This window comes from Sphingobium agrisoli (assembly GCF_041877245.1).
In the GTDB taxonomy this organism is placed as follows: domain Bacteria; phylum Pseudomonadota; class Alphaproteobacteria; order Sphingomonadales; family Sphingomonadaceae; genus Sphingobium.
Genome location: NZ_JBHDJI010000006.1, coordinates 127,415 through 144,776 on the forward strand (window position 1 = coordinate 127,415; position 17,362 = coordinate 144,776).

General features: G+C 62.2%; 16 protein-coding genes and 1 pseudogene. 10 read left to right on the forward strand and 7 right to left on the reverse strand.

Translation table 11 applies throughout. The annotated features are described in order from the left end of the window. Positions 1 to 182: 182 nt before the first annotated feature. Positions 183 to 659 carry an RNA polymerase sigma factor gene (locus tag ACETPF_RS11770; protein WP_373934667.1) on the forward strand — a complete coding sequence of 159 codons (477 nt, stop codon included), beginning with the start codon at positions 183 to 185 and terminating at the stop codon, positions 657 to 659. After that, positions 652 to 1,407: an anti-sigma factor family protein gene (locus ACETPF_RS11775; RefSeq protein ID WP_373934668.1), complete on the forward strand. Its 756-nt coding sequence runs from the start codon at positions 652 to 654 to the stop codon at positions 1,405 to 1,407. The genes ACETPF_RS11770 and ACETPF_RS11775 overlap by 8 nt, the downstream gene beginning before the upstream one ends. 102 nt (positions 1,408 to 1,509) lie before the next feature. On the opposite strand, the gene ACETPF_RS11780 is transcribed toward ACETPF_RS11775, so the two are convergent. Then, a complete protein-coding gene (locus ACETPF_RS11780; protein WP_373934669.1) occupies positions 1,510 to 1,809 on the reverse strand; it encodes a hypothetical protein in 300 nt (99 codons plus the stop codon). Between the two features lie 228 nt (positions 1,810 to 2,037). Between ACETPF_RS11780 and ACETPF_RS11785 the strand changes: the two genes are divergently transcribed. Next, the gene (locus ACETPF_RS11785) at positions 2,038 to 2,967 is read left to right on the forward strand and encodes a hypothetical protein (protein ID WP_373934670.1); all 930 of its coding nucleotides are present in this window, start codon (positions 2,038 to 2,040) and stop codon (positions 2,965 to 2,967) included. Positions 2,968 to 3,131: 164 nt separating this feature from the next. On the opposite strand, the gene ACETPF_RS11790 is transcribed toward ACETPF_RS11785, so the two are convergent. Genes ACETPF_RS11790 through ACETPF_RS11800 form a run of 3 tightly spaced genes read right to left on the reverse strand, consistent with a single transcriptional unit; the run spans position 3,132 to position 5,921 of the window. After that, entirely contained in the window at positions 3,132 to 4,202 is a 1,071-nt protein-coding gene (locus ACETPF_RS11790; RefSeq protein ID WP_373934671.1) for an NAD(P)/FAD-dependent oxidoreductase, read from the reverse strand. Continuing rightward, on the reverse strand, positions 4,199 to 4,885 hold the full coding sequence (locus ACETPF_RS11795) for a methyltransferase domain-containing protein (RefSeq protein WP_373934672.1): 687 nt from the start codon (positions 4,883 to 4,885) through the stop codon (positions 4,199 to 4,201). The genes ACETPF_RS11790 and ACETPF_RS11795 overlap by 4 nt, the downstream gene beginning before the upstream one ends. Further along, a complete protein-coding gene (locus tag ACETPF_RS11800; RefSeq protein ID WP_373934673.1) occupies positions 4,875 to 5,921 on the reverse strand; it encodes a type III polyketide synthase in 1,047 nt (348 codons plus the stop codon). Before ACETPF_RS11800 ends, ACETPF_RS11795 begins: the two co-directional genes overlap by 11 nt. A gap of 146 nt (positions 5,922 to 6,067) precedes the next feature. Here ACETPF_RS11800 and ACETPF_RS20975 point away from each other — a divergent pair. The 5 genes and pseudogenes from ACETPF_RS20975 to ACETPF_RS11820 form a co-directional block, all read left to right on the forward strand. Next, positions 6,068 to 6,203: pseudogene (locus tag ACETPF_RS20975) on the forward strand (transposase zinc-binding domain-containing protein); the annotation flags it as partial. Continuing rightward, complete coding sequence (locus ACETPF_RS11805; protein ID WP_373934674.1) at positions 6,204 to 6,380, forward strand: hypothetical protein; 177 nt, start codon at positions 6,204 to 6,206, stop codon at positions 6,378 to 6,380. Between the two features lie 52 nt (positions 6,381 to 6,432). Then, entirely contained in the window at positions 6,433 to 7,179 is a 747-nt protein-coding gene (gene cofE, locus ACETPF_RS11810) for a coenzyme F420-0:L-glutamate ligase (RefSeq protein WP_373934675.1), read from the forward strand. After that, positions 7,176 to 8,108 carry a 2-phospho-L-lactate transferase gene (cofD, locus tag ACETPF_RS11815; RefSeq protein ID WP_373934677.1) on the forward strand — a complete coding sequence of 311 codons (933 nt, stop codon included), beginning with the start codon at positions 7,176 to 7,178 and terminating at the stop codon, positions 8,106 to 8,108. Before cofE ends, cofD begins: the two co-directional genes overlap by 4 nt. A gap of 245 nt (positions 8,109 to 8,353) precedes the next feature. Then, positions 8,354 to 8,857: a VOC family protein gene (locus ACETPF_RS11820; protein WP_373934679.1), complete on the forward strand. Its 504-nt coding sequence runs from the start codon at positions 8,354 to 8,356 to the stop codon at positions 8,855 to 8,857. 46 nt (positions 8,858 to 8,903) lie between these two features. On the opposite strand, the gene ACETPF_RS11825 is transcribed toward ACETPF_RS11820, so the two are convergent. Then, a complete protein-coding gene (locus ACETPF_RS11825) occupies positions 8,904 to 10,940 on the reverse strand; it encodes a PQQ-dependent dehydrogenase, methanol/ethanol family (protein WP_373934681.1) in 2,037 nt (678 codons plus the stop codon). 299 nt (positions 10,941 to 11,239) lie between these two features. Between ACETPF_RS11825 and ACETPF_RS11830 the strand changes: the two genes are divergently transcribed. Continuing rightward, positions 11,240 to 12,595 carry an MFS transporter gene (locus ACETPF_RS11830; protein ID WP_373934682.1) on the forward strand — a complete coding sequence of 452 codons (1,356 nt, stop codon included), beginning with the start codon at positions 11,240 to 11,242 and terminating at the stop codon, positions 12,593 to 12,595. A gap of 229 nt (positions 12,596 to 12,824) precedes the next feature. Further along, positions 12,825 to 15,329: a TonB-dependent receptor gene (locus ACETPF_RS11835; RefSeq protein WP_373934683.1), complete on the forward strand. Its 2,505-nt coding sequence runs from the start codon at positions 12,825 to 12,827 to the stop codon at positions 15,327 to 15,329. 377 nt (positions 15,330 to 15,706) lie between these two features. On the opposite strand, the gene ACETPF_RS11840 is transcribed toward ACETPF_RS11835, so the two are convergent. Further along, entirely contained in the window at positions 15,707 to 16,873 is a 1,167-nt protein-coding gene (locus ACETPF_RS11840; RefSeq protein ID WP_373934684.1) for an acyl-CoA dehydrogenase family protein, read from the reverse strand. Between the two features lie 3 nt (positions 16,874 to 16,876). Further along, positions 16,877 to 17,344, reverse strand: coding sequence for a MaoC family dehydratase (locus ACETPF_RS11845; RefSeq protein WP_373934685.1), 468 nt, complete (start codon positions 17,342 to 17,344; stop codon positions 16,877 to 16,879). Positions 17,345 to 17,362: the final 18 nt, after the last annotated feature.

Genomic DNA, 17,362 nt, shown 5'->3' on the forward strand with positions numbered 1-17,362 from the left:
TCGGACGACAACGCAACGGTGTTAAGCTTATTCCCGGTCGTGCAATCTGTCGATAAACAAGCCGTTCGGGTTATGCGGATTCTCTACGCAGCGGGAATAATCACTGGCCCGAACCGTTGAGGGGGAGTGTATTGATGATGGCACGCAGGGATGATGCGCCCGCTGATCTGAACGATCAGATCGTGGCGCTGCTCCCGCGACTGCGGAAATTTTGCGTGATTATGACAAGATCCAGTGATGGCGGTGACGATCTGTGCCAGGCGACGGTGGAACGCGCGCTGTCGCGTCGGCACCTGTTCGATCCCGGCACCCGGCTCGACAGTTGGATGTATCGCATCGCTCAGAATCTGAACGTCGACCGGGCGCGACGCGTGAAAACGCGCGGGCAGGAAGTGGATGTGGATGAAATGTCGTCGGTCAAAGGCGATGACGGCGTTCGCATCGTCGAACAGCGGTCCGCTCTGGAGCGGGCGCGCGCGGCAATCTCTCGGCTCCCCGATGACCAGCGCGCGCTCATGGCGCTGGTGGTCTTCGATGGCAAAAGCTATGGCGAGGCCGCAGCCATATTGGAAATCCCGATCGGGACGGTGATGAGCCGCCTTGCGCGCGCGCGCCGCGCTATCGATGCCTTTGTGAACGGAACCGATGGAAATGGCTGAATGGACGACAGACGATGATCGGTTGATGGCGTATCTGGATGGTGCGATGGACGAGGCGCAAATGTCCGCATTCGAACAGGAACTGGCAGCGCGGCCCGACCTGGCGCAGCGCGCCGAACGGTTCGCGGCCAACGATGCCTTGCTGCGGCAGGCATTTGACGAGCCTGTTCCCGCGACTCTAACGGCTTCGGTCAAGGCCGCCATCGTCACCGCATCTGCTTCGCCAGCGCGAGGCCCGACCGCCAGCAACGACAATATGCCGGGCTGGCGGCGCTGGCAGTGGCCGGGATTGGGTGCCGCCGCCGCCGCTGCGGCGGTCTTCCTGTTGGTGGGCCTGCCAGACAGGGCGAATAATGACATGGAGCCAGCCGTCGTTGCGATGCTGGATAACCTCCCTTCAGGCAAGAGTGGCGATCTGGGCAAGGGAGAGACCATCACGCCGCAATTGACCGCCAAAGCTGCCGATGGCCGCTATTGTCGGGAATTTGTCCGCGACGGGGGGCAATCGGCCGGGACTGGGATCGCCTGCCGTGAGGAAGCCCGCTGGACCCTCGAAGCCTTCGTCAAAAATGCGGCGGCGCAGGACGCCACCGACCAGATTCGCACAGCAGGTGGAAAGAATGATAGAATCCTGGATGCGGCCTACGCCCGGCTGAGCATGTCCGACCCCCTGGGCAAGGAGGAAGAAGAGATGCTGCTGTCGACCGGGTGGGAAAAATCGAAAAATAATTTCGGCGTCGGGGAATAAGTTTCCAGTCCTCCCGTTGTATATTTGTCCTGATGACAGGATGTATTCGATGCGGGAGAGTTTCAAATGACGCAAGTTTATAAGACCTTGATCGTCGCAGGTTCAGCTATTGCCATGCTGACTACTTCCGGTGTGGCGATGGCTCGTCGCGGCGCCGATGATCCAGTTGGCCATGTTCGCGGCGGACGCGGCGCGGACGATCCGGTCGGTCATGTCCGTGGCGGGCGCGGTGCGGATGATGCCGTGGCGCAGCGAAGCCGTGGCGCTGATGACACAATCGCCTCCGGTCGCCGGGGCCGCGGCGCTGACGATACCCTGGGCGGTCGCCGTGGTCGTGGCGCGGACGATCCCAAAATCTGACAGGATATAGGGATCAAACGGCAGCCTCGACCAGGATCGCAACCCGGTCGAGGCTGTTCGTCCTGCAATTCAACATTGCCAGCTAAATATTCGCGAGACATTATTCAGTCCGGGGGGAATATCATGGCGCATTTCCGTTATTGGCGAGCGACGGCCGCTTTTCTGTGCGTTGGCGCGATTCCGACGCAGGTGTCAGCGCGCGATGCTGCGCCGTCTGATCCGGGCAGTTTGCCGGTCACGCAACAGAAAGTCGGCACGGCAGGCTCGAGCTTGCGTCTTTCGACCGGACTGAATTTCTCGACCGGGGATTATGGCGATACGCGGGATACGAAAGTCTATGCAGCGCCCGTCGCGGTAACGTACAAGCGAGGCGGCCTCAAGCTGCGCGTTTCGGTGCCTTGGGTCCGGGTCGAGGGACCGGCATCCTTGCTGCAGACACCTGAAGGGCGCGATAAGACCAATAATGGCGCGAAGTCTGAAGGATCAGGCGGGGCGAGCGGTTCCCATGGTGGCGGTTCGTCCGGCAGCGACGTTGAAGTCGAGGATGAGGATGACGGCGCGCTCATCGATGACAAGGGCGGCCTGGATAATGGCGGAGGCGATGGCTCCGACGACAATGGCGCCGACGACGATGGCAACGGTGGTTCAGCGGGCAGCACGGGGGGCAACACGACCGGCGGGACAACATCTGTGGGAACGATTGCGTCCGCAATGCAACGACGGAGCGGCCTTGGCGATGTCAACGTGGCCGCGACCTACAGTTTCGATCTCGGCGGCGATTTCTATTTCGAGCCGACAGCGCGGGTAAAACTGCCCACCGCGTCCCGCCAGAAGCGGCTGGGCACGAAGAAGGTCGACGTGACGGTGTCCGCCGATCTGGTCAAGGACATTGGGAAGTTCAGCTTTTATCTGCACGGGCGTCGCAAATTCGCTGGCAAGCCGGAAGGCTCGACGATCCGGTCGACCTGGGGCGCAGGCGGCGGTTTCAGCCTGAGTGCGGCAAAAGGGATCAGCCTGGGTGCGGACTATGACTGGCAGCAATCAACATTTGCCGGGCGTACGGCATCGAGCGAAATCACGAGCTGGGCGAGCATCCGTTTGTCGCCGCGATGGAATATGACCGCTTACGGCCTGGTCGGCACGAACCAGAACAGCGCGCGCTACGGCGCTGGTATCTCGATCAGCTACAGGTTGTTCTGATCATATTCTCACTTTAGAAATTCGGTTTGGTCATGATATTTGAGATGGATTTTAAATAGCCAGCGTGCAATTCTGGGCATCGCAAAGTCGGATGTGACGAAGAGAAGTGGCGTGTCGCCGCCCGCGACCGGCCCGCACGATCAAAGCCAAATACGCATGCCTGATCAATCGATCCGGCTCCGCCGCATCGCCCATCCAGCGACGGGGGGCAGGATGCCTGAAGCGAGCACCATGGCAAGCGCGCCACTCGGGGTTTCGGCCATATGCCAGAGCAGCTTTGCGATACGCACCGGTCGGGCGGCGCGCCTTGCAAAGCTGCGCTGATATTGCGATGCCCCCTGGCCTTGCAGATAGCTTTGCGCCGCGGCTGCTCCACTGGCAAGCGCGATGGCCATGCCTTCCCCCGCAAGGGACGGGATGACGGCGGCTTGATCGCCCAGACGATATACGCCTTCTTCGGTGTCCTGCGCGATCCATCCGTAGGGAACGGCACCGATCGTATCGACGGGCAGGCGACCTTCTGCGCAAGCCATGCGGTGCGCAAAATGCGGATTATCCCGCCCCACCGCCTGCAAAACCTCCCACATGTCACCATCCGCTTCGAGAAGCGCGGATTTGCGCAGCGCGAGGCAGACATTGGCGCTGCCGCCTTCCTGAAGCACGATGCCGGCATAACCGCCGCGAAACAGATGCAATTCGATCGCGGCGCCGATCAGCCGTTCAAGTTCGGCCGACGGTGGCAGGCGAACACGCATGCCGAGCGCGGGGTTATCGGTCTTGCGTGGACGCCCCTCTCCGCGCACGTCGTGCTTCCCCGTGGCGAGGAAGATCGCAGGACTCTCCCAGCGGCGGCGTTCGCCTTCGATCAAGCCTGGCGCCACGCGCCGAGCGCGATCGATCTCGAGCCGTGCCCCTTCGGCAATGGCGAGCTGCCGCAGTGCGCTGTCGAGAGCATGGCGGGACAGGCCATAGGCCGTTTCGGGTAACGGCACCTCCGCCTCCCGCCGTCCGGCGAAGAGCCGCAGCCGCGTCACCGGCCTGGCTCCGAGCGTCGCTGGATTGCAGCCCAGCCGCCGCAATCCCTCGGCAGTGCGCCAGCTCAGAAATCCGCCGCAAATCGCATCACCCACTTCGGCATGGCGATCTATCAGGATCGGTTGCGACCCGCCTTGCGCCAGCAGCAGAGCCGCAATGCTTCCGGCAGGTCCTGCGCCCAGCACGATCGGGCGGGTCATTTGAGGCGCTCGACACACAGACGGAAAGGGAAGCGGCGCTCGACCGTCGCAGCGTTGGCGCCCGCTTCGGCAAGGATCGGCGTCCATTCCCGCGGTCGATAGGATCGCGCGATCGAAAGCCGCCCGTCCTGCCGCACGATCGGGTGCCAGCGCGCCAGTCGCGCCAGGATCGGGTAGCCGAGATAGGCAAATCCATGCCTATGCAAATCGTTGATGTACCAGCCTGCGGTGGCTTCGTTTTCCATGAAGCGCAGGAAGGCGACCAGCTGCGCGCGGGTCATGTGGTGGGCGACGAGGCTCGACACCACGAGGTCGAAACCCTCGCCGGCCAGATGGGCGTAATCTCCCGTGCGATATTCTATCGGCTCGCCGGTTCGCGTTTTGGCCTGGGCTATTCCCTCGCTGCGCGGATTGAGATCGATCCCCACGAGCCGCGCCGACTTGCCCCGTGACCCAGCCCAGCGTGCGATGGCGCGCAGCATGTCGCCATCACCAAAGCCGACATCCAGCAGCGAGAAATGGGTTCGCGTCCCGACCGCCCGCTTGATGAAGTCCAGCGTAGGACGGCGTGCCATGGTTATCGTGTTGACCTTCGCCAGATCGGCCAGAACCGCGGCATAGACATGCGTGCCGAGCGCGGGATCATCCATGATTTCCTCGGCCTGGGCCCGATCAGCGAGCATCGCACCATTCAAAGCGAAAACCCTCCATCGCCAGACCCGGCCCGAAAGCCAGGGCCACGCCGCTTTCAGGCCGTTCCTGCATGAACCGTTCCAGCACGAACATCAGCGTGGAGGAGGACATGTTGCCGAAATCGCGGAGCACTCCGCGCGAATGGTCGAGACTGTGCGGGTCCAGCTCAAGCCCTTCCGTGACGGCGTCGAGGATGGAACGGCCCCCTGCATGGACGGCGTAGGCCGCCGGCTTTTCGCCGTCACCCAGGATGCGCTGGCGCACATCGGGACGCTTCAGCGCGGCCCCTATGCGGCCCGGCACCTGGCCCGAAAGCCGCATTCGGAACCCGGTATCGCCTATCTGCCATGTGATCAGCTGGTCGCTTTCCTCCAGCGCCGCGGCTATTCCGGTTCCGATCGAAAGCCCTGTGCCGCAGCCGCTGACGATCGCGGCAGCCGCGCCGTCGCCAAATTGCGCGCCCGCCAGCAACGGCTCGATATCAACGGTCTGCTGATGATGCAGGGTCGACAGTTCGACGGTCACGACAAGCACGCGTGCCTGGGGTTCGGAACGGACGATATGGCGGGCCGTACGCAGCGCCGTAACGGCGGCGTAGCACCCCATGAAGCCGATCAGCACGCGCTCGACGTCGTCCGCCAGACCCAATCGACGCGCAACGATCTGGTCGATCCCCGGGGCGACGAAGCCGGTGCAACTGGCCACGACGAGATGGGTGATATGACCGAGCTCGCCCAGTTTCCTGATCGCCACCAATGCAAGCTTCGGCGCCTCTTCGGCATAGATCGTCATCCTCAGGGCGGTGGACGGCGCTTCGGCCGAATAGAAGCCATCCCCTTCGTCCAGCCTGGCGTCCTCTTCCGACAGCACGGACCAGCGATGCTCGATCCCCGAACGCTCGGACATGCGGGCATATAGCTTCGCTTCCCGTTGCCCCTTGAGCTGCCGCAAGGCCCAGGCGCGGTAGTCCTTTTCGAAATCGCAGCCCGGAACAGCGGTCGACAGCCGGTTTATGATTGCCGTCATTGTGTGGAAATCCTAGCTTTCCTGCATAAACTGTTCTGATTGGCTGTCGTTCCTCTCCAGCCGCTGGCCGCCATATGGAACGTATTGGCTATTCATTTTCCCGCCCGCCCTGATGCAAGGAAAAGTTGATCGACCTTTGGCCAGCATTACCATGCCGGACGGCGATCGGGAACTGCCGCACCGCCGCGCTGGACGGTCTCGTCGAGCGACGACTGCGGGCGCTGGCGGATCGCCTTCAACGCGTGTCGCAACCATCACTGTCCAAAGTGCCAAGGCACGGCGATGAACCAAATCGGCAACCGCGACCAGCAAGCGGTCGGGCGCTGGGTCAACAACCGGCTGAAGAACACCCACCTGCCCTTTCGGCCACGAGAGCGGGCGACGCTGCGCTTCAGTCAGATGAAGGCGCCCTCCCGGCCGGACCGTCGATGCAGCGAAGACGCGTTCGCGTCAGACTGACAGCACCCCCTCGCGGCTTTACCCTATGCACTGGTAAAGCTACAGCGCTTCCATGATTTCGATACACCCGCTTCATACTATTCCCGAAGTGCGCCAAAACGATGATTTAGCAATGCTGTTGCGCGAAGCGCTTGAGACATCTGGTCTATGGCCCCCGCAACCTGGCGACGTGCTGGTTGTCACGCAGAAGATCGTTTCGAAGGCAGAAGGCCGCACGGTGCATCTGGCGACGATCGAACCACGTCCGCAGGCGTTGGAACTGGCGGCGAAAACGCACAAGGATGCCAGGCTTGTGGAACTGGTACTGCGGGAAAGCACTGCGGTGGTACGTGCGGCACCCCACATCCTCATCACCCGGCACAGGCTGGGTCATGTCATGGCGAACAGCGGCATCGACCAATCCAATATCGGCCCAGGCGACGGTGAACGTGTGCTGTTGCTGCCCGTCGACCCGGACGGGTCGGCGGCTCGCATCCGGAAAGCGGTTGGCGGCGGCATCGGAATCGTGATTTCCGACAGCTTTGGGCGGCCATGGCGACATGGGGTCATCGGCGTAGCAATCGGTGCATCGGGACTGCCGTCGCTGATCGATCGCAGGGGCGATATCGACCGGGATGGTCGTCGGCTGGCGGTGACGCAGATTGCGCTGGCGGACCAGATTGCGACTGCCGCGACGCTGGCGACTGGAGAAGGCGCGGAAGGCGTGCCTGCCGCCTTGATCCGTGGCCTGCCTTTGCCGGCGGGAGAAAATCCGGCCGCTGCGCTGGTCCGTCCGCTGGAGGAAGATCTCTTCAGATGAGTCGGATTGTGGTCCTTACCGGGGGAGTCGGCGGCGCGAAACTCGTGCTTGGGCTGACGCGCATTCATCCCGCCAATCAGATCACCGCTATCGTCAACACGGGCGACGATTTTTGTCATCTGGGCCTTTCGGTCTCGCCCGACATCGATACACTTCTCTACACCCTGTCGGGCAAGGCCAATGCCGAACAAGGCTGGGGCCGCGAAGGCGAAAGCTGGACTTTCATGTCGTCGTTGCAATCGCTGGGCGGCGAGGATTGGTTTCAGCTGGGCGATGGTGACCTGGCCCTGCATGTGCTCCGATCGCATCTTCTCTCTGGCGGGCAAAGCCTCAGCGCCGTTACGGCAGGTTTCGCTGCCGCCTGGGGCCTGGATCTTACCATCTTGCCGATGACGCACGATTCCGTCGCGACCCATCTCATGACCGATGAGGGCGATCTTCCCTTCCAGCACTATTTCGTCGGGCGCCGCTGTGCGCCGATTGTCCGCTCGATCCGGTTCGACGGCGCGGAGGGCGCGACGGCCGCCCCAGGCGTCATCGAGGCGATTACGGATCCCGAAACGATCGCCATATTCATAGCGCCTTCAAATCCTTGGCTCAGCATCGATCCCATTCTCGCTATACCGGGCATTCGCGAGGCGCTTACCTCAGCTCATGCTCCTGTGGTCGCGGTTTCGCCGATCGTCGGCGGACAGGCGGTCAAGGGACCAACCGCAAAACTGATGGGTGAATTGGGGCTTTCCGTTACGAATGCGAACATCGCGGCCCATTATTTCGGCATTATCGACGGCCTGCTCGTCGATGAACGGGACGATGCGTCCGGCTTGGATATCGCATATTGCGCTACCGACACTCTCATGAAGACGCTGGAGGATCGCGAGCGGGTCGGCCGCGCCGTGATGGCGTTTGCGGAGCGGCTCAGGGGCTGAGTCTCGCCATTCCCGACCAAGGCCCCCCCCGAAGCCTTCAACCGCGCAAGCCTTGGTCGTCAATATGATTTTCCGCCCCGATCCGGACGGCCCGAAGATTAAAAGGATGCAGGTCGATGACTTTTCGGGCACCGGGCATGATCGAACGCGAACCTGCCTGATAAGAATATCACTGCGCACGTATCTGGACAGAATAATGTCTATGTAATCCGCATATCTTTTCATTCCGACGTCGTTCCATGCGCATGTCGGGCAAATATCAGGAGATGAAGATGCAGTGTGCGGCCCGGACCAACCATGTGGGCTTTACCGTCAGCGACCTGGATCGGGCGATCGCGCGCTATGTCGGCCTGTTTGGCTATGTGCTGCACGACCGGGGCGTCCGCCATCCCCGCGGCGTCGAGTTGCTGACCGGCGTGGCCGGGGCAGACATAGAGGTCGCGCATCTGCATCATCCAGACCTGATCGCGATCGAACTGATCCGCTATCACGGTCCGCAGGATGCCGGGCGCATCATGGCGCGACCGTGCGATGCGGGCCATATGCACCTGACTTTCGACGTCGCCGACATTGGCGACATGGTGCAAACGGCGATGACGCTGGGCTTCGAGATGGCGGGCCGCGTTGTCCAGTCCGCGAAGGTTGCAAGCGAAGGGTCGCGGGTCGTTTATCTGCGGGATGTGGACGGGGTGACGATAGAATTGATCCAGCCGCCCGCCGGACCCGCTATGGCGCCGCCGGCAGGCTGAGGCGGAACATTGCGGTAAAGATTTTTAGGACTTGCTCCCCTTGCCGTCATTGCGCGGTGTCGCCGGCATGATGCTTCGCCGATGCAGCCGCGCCGCCGCCTAGGGCCGCACGCGCTTCCCGCCGGATATAGGCCTGCAATTCGCGGATCTCGTCAGGCGTCAGCTCCCGAAAGACCGGCATGCCATTTTCGACGAGCACGCCGTCGTGGAGCACGGATGCGAGCCCTTCATAGGACATGGGAGCGGCCGCCTTGCGCAGGTCGGGCGCGGTGCCCCCGGCGTTGAGCCCGGCGCCGTGGCAGATGGCACAGCGCTTGGCATATTGGTCGGCGCCGCGTGCCGCCGCCGCGGAATCGACGACGAAGCCGGCATCGTCCTGGAACGGCATCGGTTCGTAGATGTCGGGCGGCAACGACAGATGGCCGCCGAGCGCGAAGGTCAGCACTCGCCGTTTCTGTTGGGCATAGTCCCAGGACAGGCCCGGCCCGCCGGCCGTCGAGCCGCGCCAGCCCGAAATCACCGTCACATATTGCGTGCCGCCTGCTTCGTAGCTGATCGCCTGCGCCTGAACGCCCGTGCGGGCATCGAAGGACCAGAGCGGTTTGCCGCTGTCGGCGGCATAGGCGTCGAACGTGCCCTTGACCGTGCCTTGGAACACCAGATTTCCGGCGGTCGTCATGGTCGCGCCATTTTTAGTGCCGGCGAGCGGAACGCGCCAGGCAACCTTCTGACGGGCGGGATCATAGGCGATCAGGCTGTTCGTCCCGACCGGAATCTTGGCCGTGGCCTTGCCGACGCCGGTGTCGAGGAACTGGCCGCCTGAAAACCGCCAGGCCTTCAGGTCGCCCGGCGGATCGACAAAGGCCCTGCCCTGTTCGATGGCGTTCAGATAGACGAGGCCGCTTCGGGGGTTGAAGGCCATCGCCTCCACGCTGTGCGCGCCGACAGGAGATGGATAGACGGTGAATTCCCGACCGGCCGGAAAGCGCGCCGCCCCATTTTCGACCGGTCGGCCGGTCTTCAGGTCGATATGCGATGCCCAATTCACATTGTTCACGAACTTTTCGGCGGAAATCAGTTTCCCGGTGGCTCGGTCGAGCACGTAGAAGAAACCGTTCTTGGGTGCGGTCATAATCACTTCGCGCGGCTTGCCGTCGATCGCGATCGTACCGATCTCTATGTCCATCGCGGCGTTATAGTCCCAGGTCTCGCCAGGGTTGGTCTGGTAATGCCAGATATACGCGCCGGTGTCGGCGTCGAGGGCGATGATCGAGCAGAGAAAGAGGTTGTCGCCGCCCCCCGGCGAGCGGATTTTCTGGTTCCACGGCGCGCCATTGCCGGTCCCGATATAGATGCGGTTATATTTGCGATCATAGGTGATGGCGTTCCAGGCAGTCCCGCCGCCGCCGAATTTCCACCATTGGCCCGTCCATGTTTTCGCCGCCATCTCCATGGCCTCGTTCTCAAATCCGTCCGCCGGATTGCCCGGCACGGTATGGAAGCGCCACAATTGCTTGCCCGTCCGGGCGTCGTAGGTGGTGACATATCCGCGCACCGGGGCGAAATCCGCGCCGCCATGGCCGATAATGACTTTTCCATTGAAGAAGGTCGGCGGGCCGGAAATGTAACGGCCGTCATTCTGGCCGATGGTCATCGTCGACCAGGCAAGCTTTCCCGTCTTCGCGTCTATCGCCAGCAGGCGCCCGTCGATCGTCCCCACGAAGATGCGCCCGTCCCCGTAGGTCAGGCCGCGAATGCCCCAGCCGCCGCGCATCTTTTCGCCGGCGACCGAGGCAGCGCTGGGGCTGGGCTCATAGCGCCAGAGCTGTTTGCCGGTCCGCGCGTCGAGCGCCTGCACGACACTGTAGCCGGCCGCGAAATATAATATGCCGTCCACCACCACGGGCGCGCTGAAGGCGTTGGGGGGTATGTCGATGTCATGATACCAGACAAGGCCCAGTGAAGCGACATTGCCGGCATTGATCTGTGACAGGGCGCTGTAGTGCTGCTCATTCTCCTCCCCGCCATAGCCGGCCCAGTTCCTGCCGCCACGCTCGGTCGGCATGTCCGTCCTGTCCGCCATGGGCGCTCGGCCAGTACAGGCTGCCAGGAAAGCCACGGCGGCGAAGGCGCTGGACAGCGCTGAAACGGGTGCCCGAAACCGATTTTTCCGCAACGGCAATACTCGCTCCTGCATAAAGTTATCCATACAATCACGCCCCATTTCGCCCATGTTGCACCGGCATAGTGCCATTTTCAAGGCCCGTGCGATGACTGGCGCCCGCCTGCCGATCCGGGCAACGGGCAAAGCAGCGGCTTGATGTCCAGACATCTTTACGGATATGCAGGCGCGATAAGCATGTTTGGAGAAGGTCGCCGACTATGTCGCAACAGGAGAAATCATCCGTGATGGTCGGTGGCGGAACGCTGCGCGAGAGCGTGCTGCGCGTCTATTACGCGGCGATCATCCTTACGTTGGTCTATTGCTTCGCCTTTGCCGACCGGCAGATTTTCAACCAGCTGGTCGGGCCGATCCAGCGCGACTTTGCCGCCACCGATCTGGAAATCAGCTATCTGCTGGGACCGGCCTTCATCTTCAGCTATGTGCTCGTCGCCCTGCCCGCCGGCTGGTGCGCCGATCGGTTCAACCGCAGCCATTTGATCCTGTTCGCCGGCATCGCCTGGGGCATCGGCACGATGAGCGCGGCGCTGGCCGACGGCTATACGGGCCTGTTCGTCTCGCGCCTGTTCGTCGGCGCGTCGGAGGCCTTTCTCTATCCCGCCGGCATGTCGCTGATCCCGGATCTGTACGACCGCAAGCGCCTGCCCGTCGCGACCAGCATCTTTCTGCTTGCCCCGCCGCTGGGTGGCGGGTTTGCGCTGCTGGGCGGCGGTCTGGTGCTGGAGGCGACCGACAGTCTGGGCACGATCGCCCTGCCGTTGATCGGAACTCTACAGGGGTGGCAGCTGACGCTGATCGTGGTCGGTATCGTCGGGCTGATCCCGGTATTGCTGATGACGACCATCCCGGACCGGCGCCGACCCAGCGCCGCCGCAACAGCCGGCTCGGCGGGCCATGACGAAGATTACGGCTTCTGGCGCGGCACGCTCTACATGGCGAAGCGCTGGCGCTTCTACATCATGTTCTTTTTCGGCATGTCCTGTTCGTCCATGGTGATGACGACGGTGTCTGCCTGGGCCCCTACCTATCTGGCGCGGACGTTCGGGCTCAACCATGCGCAGATCGGCACCCACTATGGGACGTTGGTGTTGGTACTGGGCATTGCCGGCGGTATCGCGGCGCCGCTGATCAGCGCGGGCCTTGGCCGCTGGTCCAAAGACCCGACGATGCAGACGGTGCGATTGGGGCCGTTCATGCTTGTGGCCTTCGCGACCCTGCTGATTTTCGCGCAATCGCAGGAAATGGCGTTGCTGTGCCTGGCGTTGCTGACTTTTTCCTACACCTTCCCGATGAGCATGGCGAGCACGTCGCTGCAATTGGCTGCGCCCGCCCGGCTGCGCGGGACGGCATCAGCCTATTATTTCGTCATCGTCAGTCTGGTCGGATACGGTATCGGCCCGACCGGCGTGCCGTTGCTGACGGAAAAGGTCTTCCATGATCCATCACGGATCGGCGAGGCGATGGCGATCATCTCCGCCGCCTTTGGACTATGTTCCGCGGTGCTGCTTTCGATCGCGGTGCGCGGTTTCCGTCTTGAACGCGAGCGTGATGCCTAAGTCTGACGACCGCGATTGCTCTTCGTCCCTCCTATTTAATCCCCGCAAGAATCGTGGCCTTTGCGGCCGCCGCAGCGACGCGCCTATGGACAGCGATAATTCTCCATAAAGAATATCATTGTCTATACCGAATTTTTGTTGTCTGGACCCCTTCGTTCCGCCTATAGGGATGCCAGCACGGACGCTCGCAAGTCCGGCATCAAACCATCGTTGCATGGGGGAGGTAAGATTGAACGCTTCACGCAAAACGCATTTGGGCCGCACTGTCCTGCTGGGCTCGGCCGCCTGCCTGATGACGGCTCCCGCCTTCGCGCAGGACGACGCCGCTACGGCCGCGCCGCAGGATGAGGCGCGCTCTTCCGGCCTGGAGGACATCATCGTCACAGCCCGCCGCAAGACCGAAAACCTTCAGAATATTCCGGTCGCGGCGTCGGTCGTTTCCGAGGCGCAGATCCAGAATTACGGCATCAACTCGATCGAGAAAGTCGCCAATCTGGCGCCGCAGCTGATCATCGGCCGCAACGGATCGGGCAATGGCGCCGCCATCGGCCTGCGCGGCATCAGCGTCAACGCCACGTCGATCAGTCTGGAACAGTCGGTCGCGATCGTGATCGACGGCGTCTATTACAGCGGCGGTCGCGCGCTCAACATGGGCATGTTCGACCTGGCGCAGGTCGAGGTGCTCAAGGGCCCGCAGTCGCTCTTCTACGGCAAGAACACGACGGCCGGCGCCCTGTCCTTCACGACCGCCAGCCCCACCCGCGAGCTGCAGGGCATGTTGCGCACCGGCTATGAGTTCAACGGTCAGAACCCCTATGTCGAAGGCTATATCTCCGGCCCTGTCACCGACACGCTCTCGCTGCGCCTGGCCTCCCGCTATTCCAAGCAGTTCGACGCGCTCATCCGCAACGTGTCGCAGGGCGGCACCACCTATACCCGCGACGTGGTGACGGGCATATCGACACCCCATACGCGTCCCGACCCCAAGAGCCGGGGCGAGGAGACGTTCACCACCCGCCTGACTGCGCTGTGGGAGCCGACCGACAACTTCACCGCCAACGTCAAGGCGACCTACAACAAATATTCGAGCGCGACGCCCAACTCCGCTGCCGTCATCGGCGTTTGTGAAGCAAGGGGCGTCGTCCAGACCGATCCGACCGCGCCATGTGGCCACAAGTTCGTGCAAGTGCAGAGCGGCCTGCCCAATGACATCGCGCAGACCCAGAGCTATACGGGCCGTCGCAACGGCAACCCATACCTGACCTATGAAGCCTATAATTTCACGGGCAATTTCGAATATAAGGCGGGCGCGATCACATTCTCCCTGACGCCGGCCTATACCCATTCGCTGGCCTACTGGGCCGGCGACTTCGATTTCACCGACAATTACCTGTCGCGCGATCCGGCGCTGGGCACCGGCGGCAATTTCACCGGCACGCGCGAGCAACAGAAGGCCTTCTCGCTGGAAGGCCGGGCGCGGTCGGATTTTGGCGGCATATTGAACTTCATGGTCGGCGGCTATTATCAGAGCCAGGACACCTATTTCGACCAGGAGAATAATTTCCCTGGCGGCGTCGAGAACAGCGCCGTCACCAACCCCCGCCTGCGCTATCTGTCCGTGCTCAAGGATGCGCAAACCCGGGGCAAGACCTATTCGGTCTTCGGCCAGGCGATCCTGGACATCACGCCGGAACTGAACATCACCGGCGGCATTCGCTACAGCCATGAGAAGAAGGATTCGATCCAGGCTCAGCCCTATGTCCATCCTTCGGCTCAGGGTTCGTTCAAGCAGACGACCGCACTGACGCAGTTCGTCGTGCCGCAGACCTTCAACAACACCTCGCCCGAAGCGACGATCAGCTACAAGATCACGCCGGCCATCACAGCCTATGCGAGCTATCGGACCGGCTACAAATCGGGCGGCTATTCGATCAGCGGCACGATCGCGCCGGCCAGCACCGTCGCTGACGGCGCGTTCAACCCGGAAAAGGTCAAGGGGTTCGAGGGCGGCATCAAGTCGACCCTGTTCGGCAACCAGGTGCGCGCGAACTTCGACATGTTCAGCTATAATTATGATGGTCTGCAGATGGATTTCTTCAATCCGCTGACCATTCAGTATCTGACGTTGAACGCCGCGTCGGCCCGGACTCGCGGCGCCGAACTGGACGTCGAATATGCCCCGCGCGCGATCGACGGGCTGAACATCAAGGCTTCGCTCGCCTACACCGACGCCAAATATAAGTCGTTCCCGGCCGCGCCTTGCCTGAGCGGCCAAAACCGGGCCGAGGGGTGCAGGCTTGGCGCCAATGCGCTGGGCAATGGCACGCGTCAGGACCTGGGCGGCCAGTCGCTGCCCCAGGCACCGAAATGGACCGGAACGCTGGGCGTTAACTATGATACCGATTTGGGCTCCAGCCTGAAGGGCGGCTTCTCCGGCAATATGCGCTACTCCAGCCGCTACAAGACCTATGGCTTCGCGCCGGACGATACCGATCGCTTCTATCAGAAGTCGTTCGCGACGATCGACGCAAGCATTCGGGTCGGCGCGCAGGACGACAGCTGGCAATTGCAGCTGATCGGCAAGAACCTGACCAATCGCTTCATCGTCAGCTCCGCTTTCGATCTCACCTATACCGGATCGGGCACGGGCTCGCTCGCCGGCACCCATGCCGACACCCGTACCTCCATCTACGACCCCCGGACGGTCGCGATCGAGGCGACGGTGCGCTTCTAAGCATATATCCGTTCGATCTTGGTCCTCTCATGGGGCGGCATTCGCAAGGATGCCGCCTCTTTTTATCCAGCCACGGATTTGCCCCAGCCGGTCGAGGGGCCCTTCATGGCGAACGGACGATCGCGCGATCCGCGGGGCCTGTTGCCGTCGCCGTGCAGCGCTTGGCCAGCATCGATATGAACGGCGGAACAACGTGCCGTCGGGACACAGGCCATCTCCGGGCCGGCCGGGCGCATTGAGCCGCCAAGTCGCTCGCCATTCTCCAGTTGGAAATATTTTCGCCAGGGAAAGGGCGCCGACGGCATTTCGGGGAGCAAAAAAATGCGCCGGGCGGCATGGCCACCCGGCGCTTTAATCAACCGGAAGGAGCAGCGGCTTCAGAAGGAGCGCGGCAAGCCCAATATCTTTTCGGCGATGTAGGAGAGGATCAAATTCTGAGAGATCGGTGCGATCTTCCAGACGCGGGCTTCGCGGAAATATCGCTCGACATGATATTCGCGCGCATAGCCATAACCGCCATGGGTCTGAACGGCTCGGTCGGCTGCCTCGAAAGCGGCCTCCGTGCCGAGATATTTGGCGATGTTGGCGAGATCGCCACAGGGCAGGCCCTGGTCATATTGCCAAGCCGACTTCATGGTCAGTATCTCGGCTGCTTCCAGCTTGGCGTGGCTGTCGGCCAGCGGGAACTGGACGCCCTGGTTCTGGCCGATGAAGCGGCCGAACACCTTGCGTTCATTCGCATATTGCGTGGCGCGTTCCAGTGCCCGCTTGCCCAGCTGGATCGCCTGCCAGGCGACCAGGATGCGTTCGGCATTCAGGCCGTCGAGCAGATATTTGAAGCCCTTGCCCTCTTCGCCGATCCGGTCCGCGTCGGATACGCGCAGATTGTCCCACCACACCTCGCAGGAGGAGACGGCGGTGCGACCCATTTTGGGGATGGGGCGGACGGTGACATGATCGGGGTCCATCGGCGCCATGAACAGCGTCATGCCGTCGGTCTTCTTCTTGCATTCCGACAGGGGCGTCGTGCGGGTGAGCAGCATGCAGTGGGTCGATTGCTGCGCCTTCGACGTCCATACCTTGCGGCCATTGATGATATAGCCGTCCCCGTCCCGCTTCGCCGTGGTGGTGATGCTGGTCGTATCGGTGCCGGCATCCGGTTCGGTCACCCCGAAGCAGACATGCAGGTCGCCGGTGACGAGATCGGGCAGATAGCGCTGCTTCATCTCGTCGCTGCCAAACTTCACCAGCGGGCTCATGCCGAACACGTTGATGTGCACCGGCGTCGCGCCTGACAGGCCCGCGCCGCTGCCGGCGACAGGCCCAAGCGCCATCATCGCCTCGATAAGGCCAAGGCCCGCGCCGCCATATTGTTCGGGGATGGTGACGCCCAGGAAGCCGGCCTGGGCGAAGGCGTTGTAGAATTCCCAGGGAAAGGCGTGTTCGCGATCCTTTTCTTCCCAATATTCGTCAGGAAAATCCTGCATCAACTGGGTCACCGCCTCACGGATGGCGACCTGTTCTTCTGTCAGCTCGAAATGCATCGCCTATGCCCCCGTCTCGGCCTGCGGCTTCTTGTAAACCATGCCTTTGCGGATAGCGGTGACGACGATTTCATCCTTCTGATTCATGCCGATATCTTTGAACGTGACGATGCCGGCGTTGGGATATTTCTTGCTCTCGCGCTTATCGAGGATGTGCGTTTCGCCATGAATGGTGTCGCCGATCCGCACTGGATTGGGGAAACGGATCTCGTCATAGCCCAGGTTGCCCATAGTGGTGCCGAGCGTCGTCTTGCGTACCGAAATGCCGCCAATCAGGTTCAGCGTCCACAAGCTGTTGACGGCGATGGCGCCATGCTTGCTCTTCTTGGCGAACTCGACATCCAGATGAAGCGGCTGGTCGTTATGGCCCAACACCGTGAAGAGCAGATTGTCCGTCTCCGTGCAGGTGCGCGTCACGTCATGCTTGATGACCATGCCGGGTTCCATTTCTTCATACCATTTGCCGCTCATGCGCGCTCTCCCGTTGCA

Excerpts from the sequence above, each read along its gene's own strand:
- ACETPF_RS11775 (WP_373934668.1), top strand. The coding sequence starts at position 652 with ATGGCTGAATGGACGACAGACGATGATCGGTTGATGGCGTATCTGGAT.
- ACETPF_RS11790 (WP_373934671.1), bottom strand. The coding sequence starts at position 4,202 with ATGACCCGCCCGATCGTGCTGGGCGCAGGACCTGCCGGAAGCATTGCG.
- ACETPF_RS11795 (WP_373934672.1), bottom strand. The coding sequence starts at position 4,885 with ATGCTCGCTGATCGGGCCCAGGCCGAGGAAATCATGGATGATCCCGCG.
- ACETPF_RS11800 (WP_373934673.1), bottom strand. The coding sequence starts at position 5,921 with ATGACGGCAATCATAAACCGGCTGTCGACCGCTGTTCCGGGCTGCGAT.
- ACETPF_RS11805 (WP_373934674.1), top strand. The coding sequence starts at position 6,204 with ATGAACCAAATCGGCAACCGCGACCAGCAAGCGGTCGGGCGCTGGGTC.
- cofE (WP_373934675.1), top strand. The coding sequence starts at position 6,433 with ATGATTTCGATACACCCGCTTCATACTATTCCCGAAGTGCGCCAAAAC.
- cofD (WP_373934677.1), top strand. The coding sequence starts at position 7,176 with ATGAGTCGGATTGTGGTCCTTACCGGGGGAGTCGGCGGCGCGAAACTC.
- ACETPF_RS11820 (WP_373934679.1), top strand. The coding sequence starts at position 8,354 with ATGTCGGGCAAATATCAGGAGATGAAGATGCAGTGTGCGGCCCGGACC.
- ACETPF_RS11825 (WP_373934681.1), bottom strand. The coding sequence starts at position 10,940 with ATGGCGGACAGGACGGACATGCCGACCGAGCGTGGCGGCAGGAACTGG.
- ACETPF_RS11830 (WP_373934682.1), top strand. The coding sequence starts at position 11,240 with ATGTCGCAACAGGAGAAATCATCCGTGATGGTCGGTGGCGGAACGCTG.
- ACETPF_RS11840 (WP_373934684.1), bottom strand. The coding sequence starts at position 16,873 with ATGCATTTCGAGCTGACAGAAGAACAGGTCGCCATCCGTGAGGCGGTG.
- ACETPF_RS11845 (WP_373934685.1), bottom strand. The coding sequence starts at position 17,344 with ATGAGCGGCAAATGGTATGAAGAAATGGAACCCGGCATGGTCATCAAG.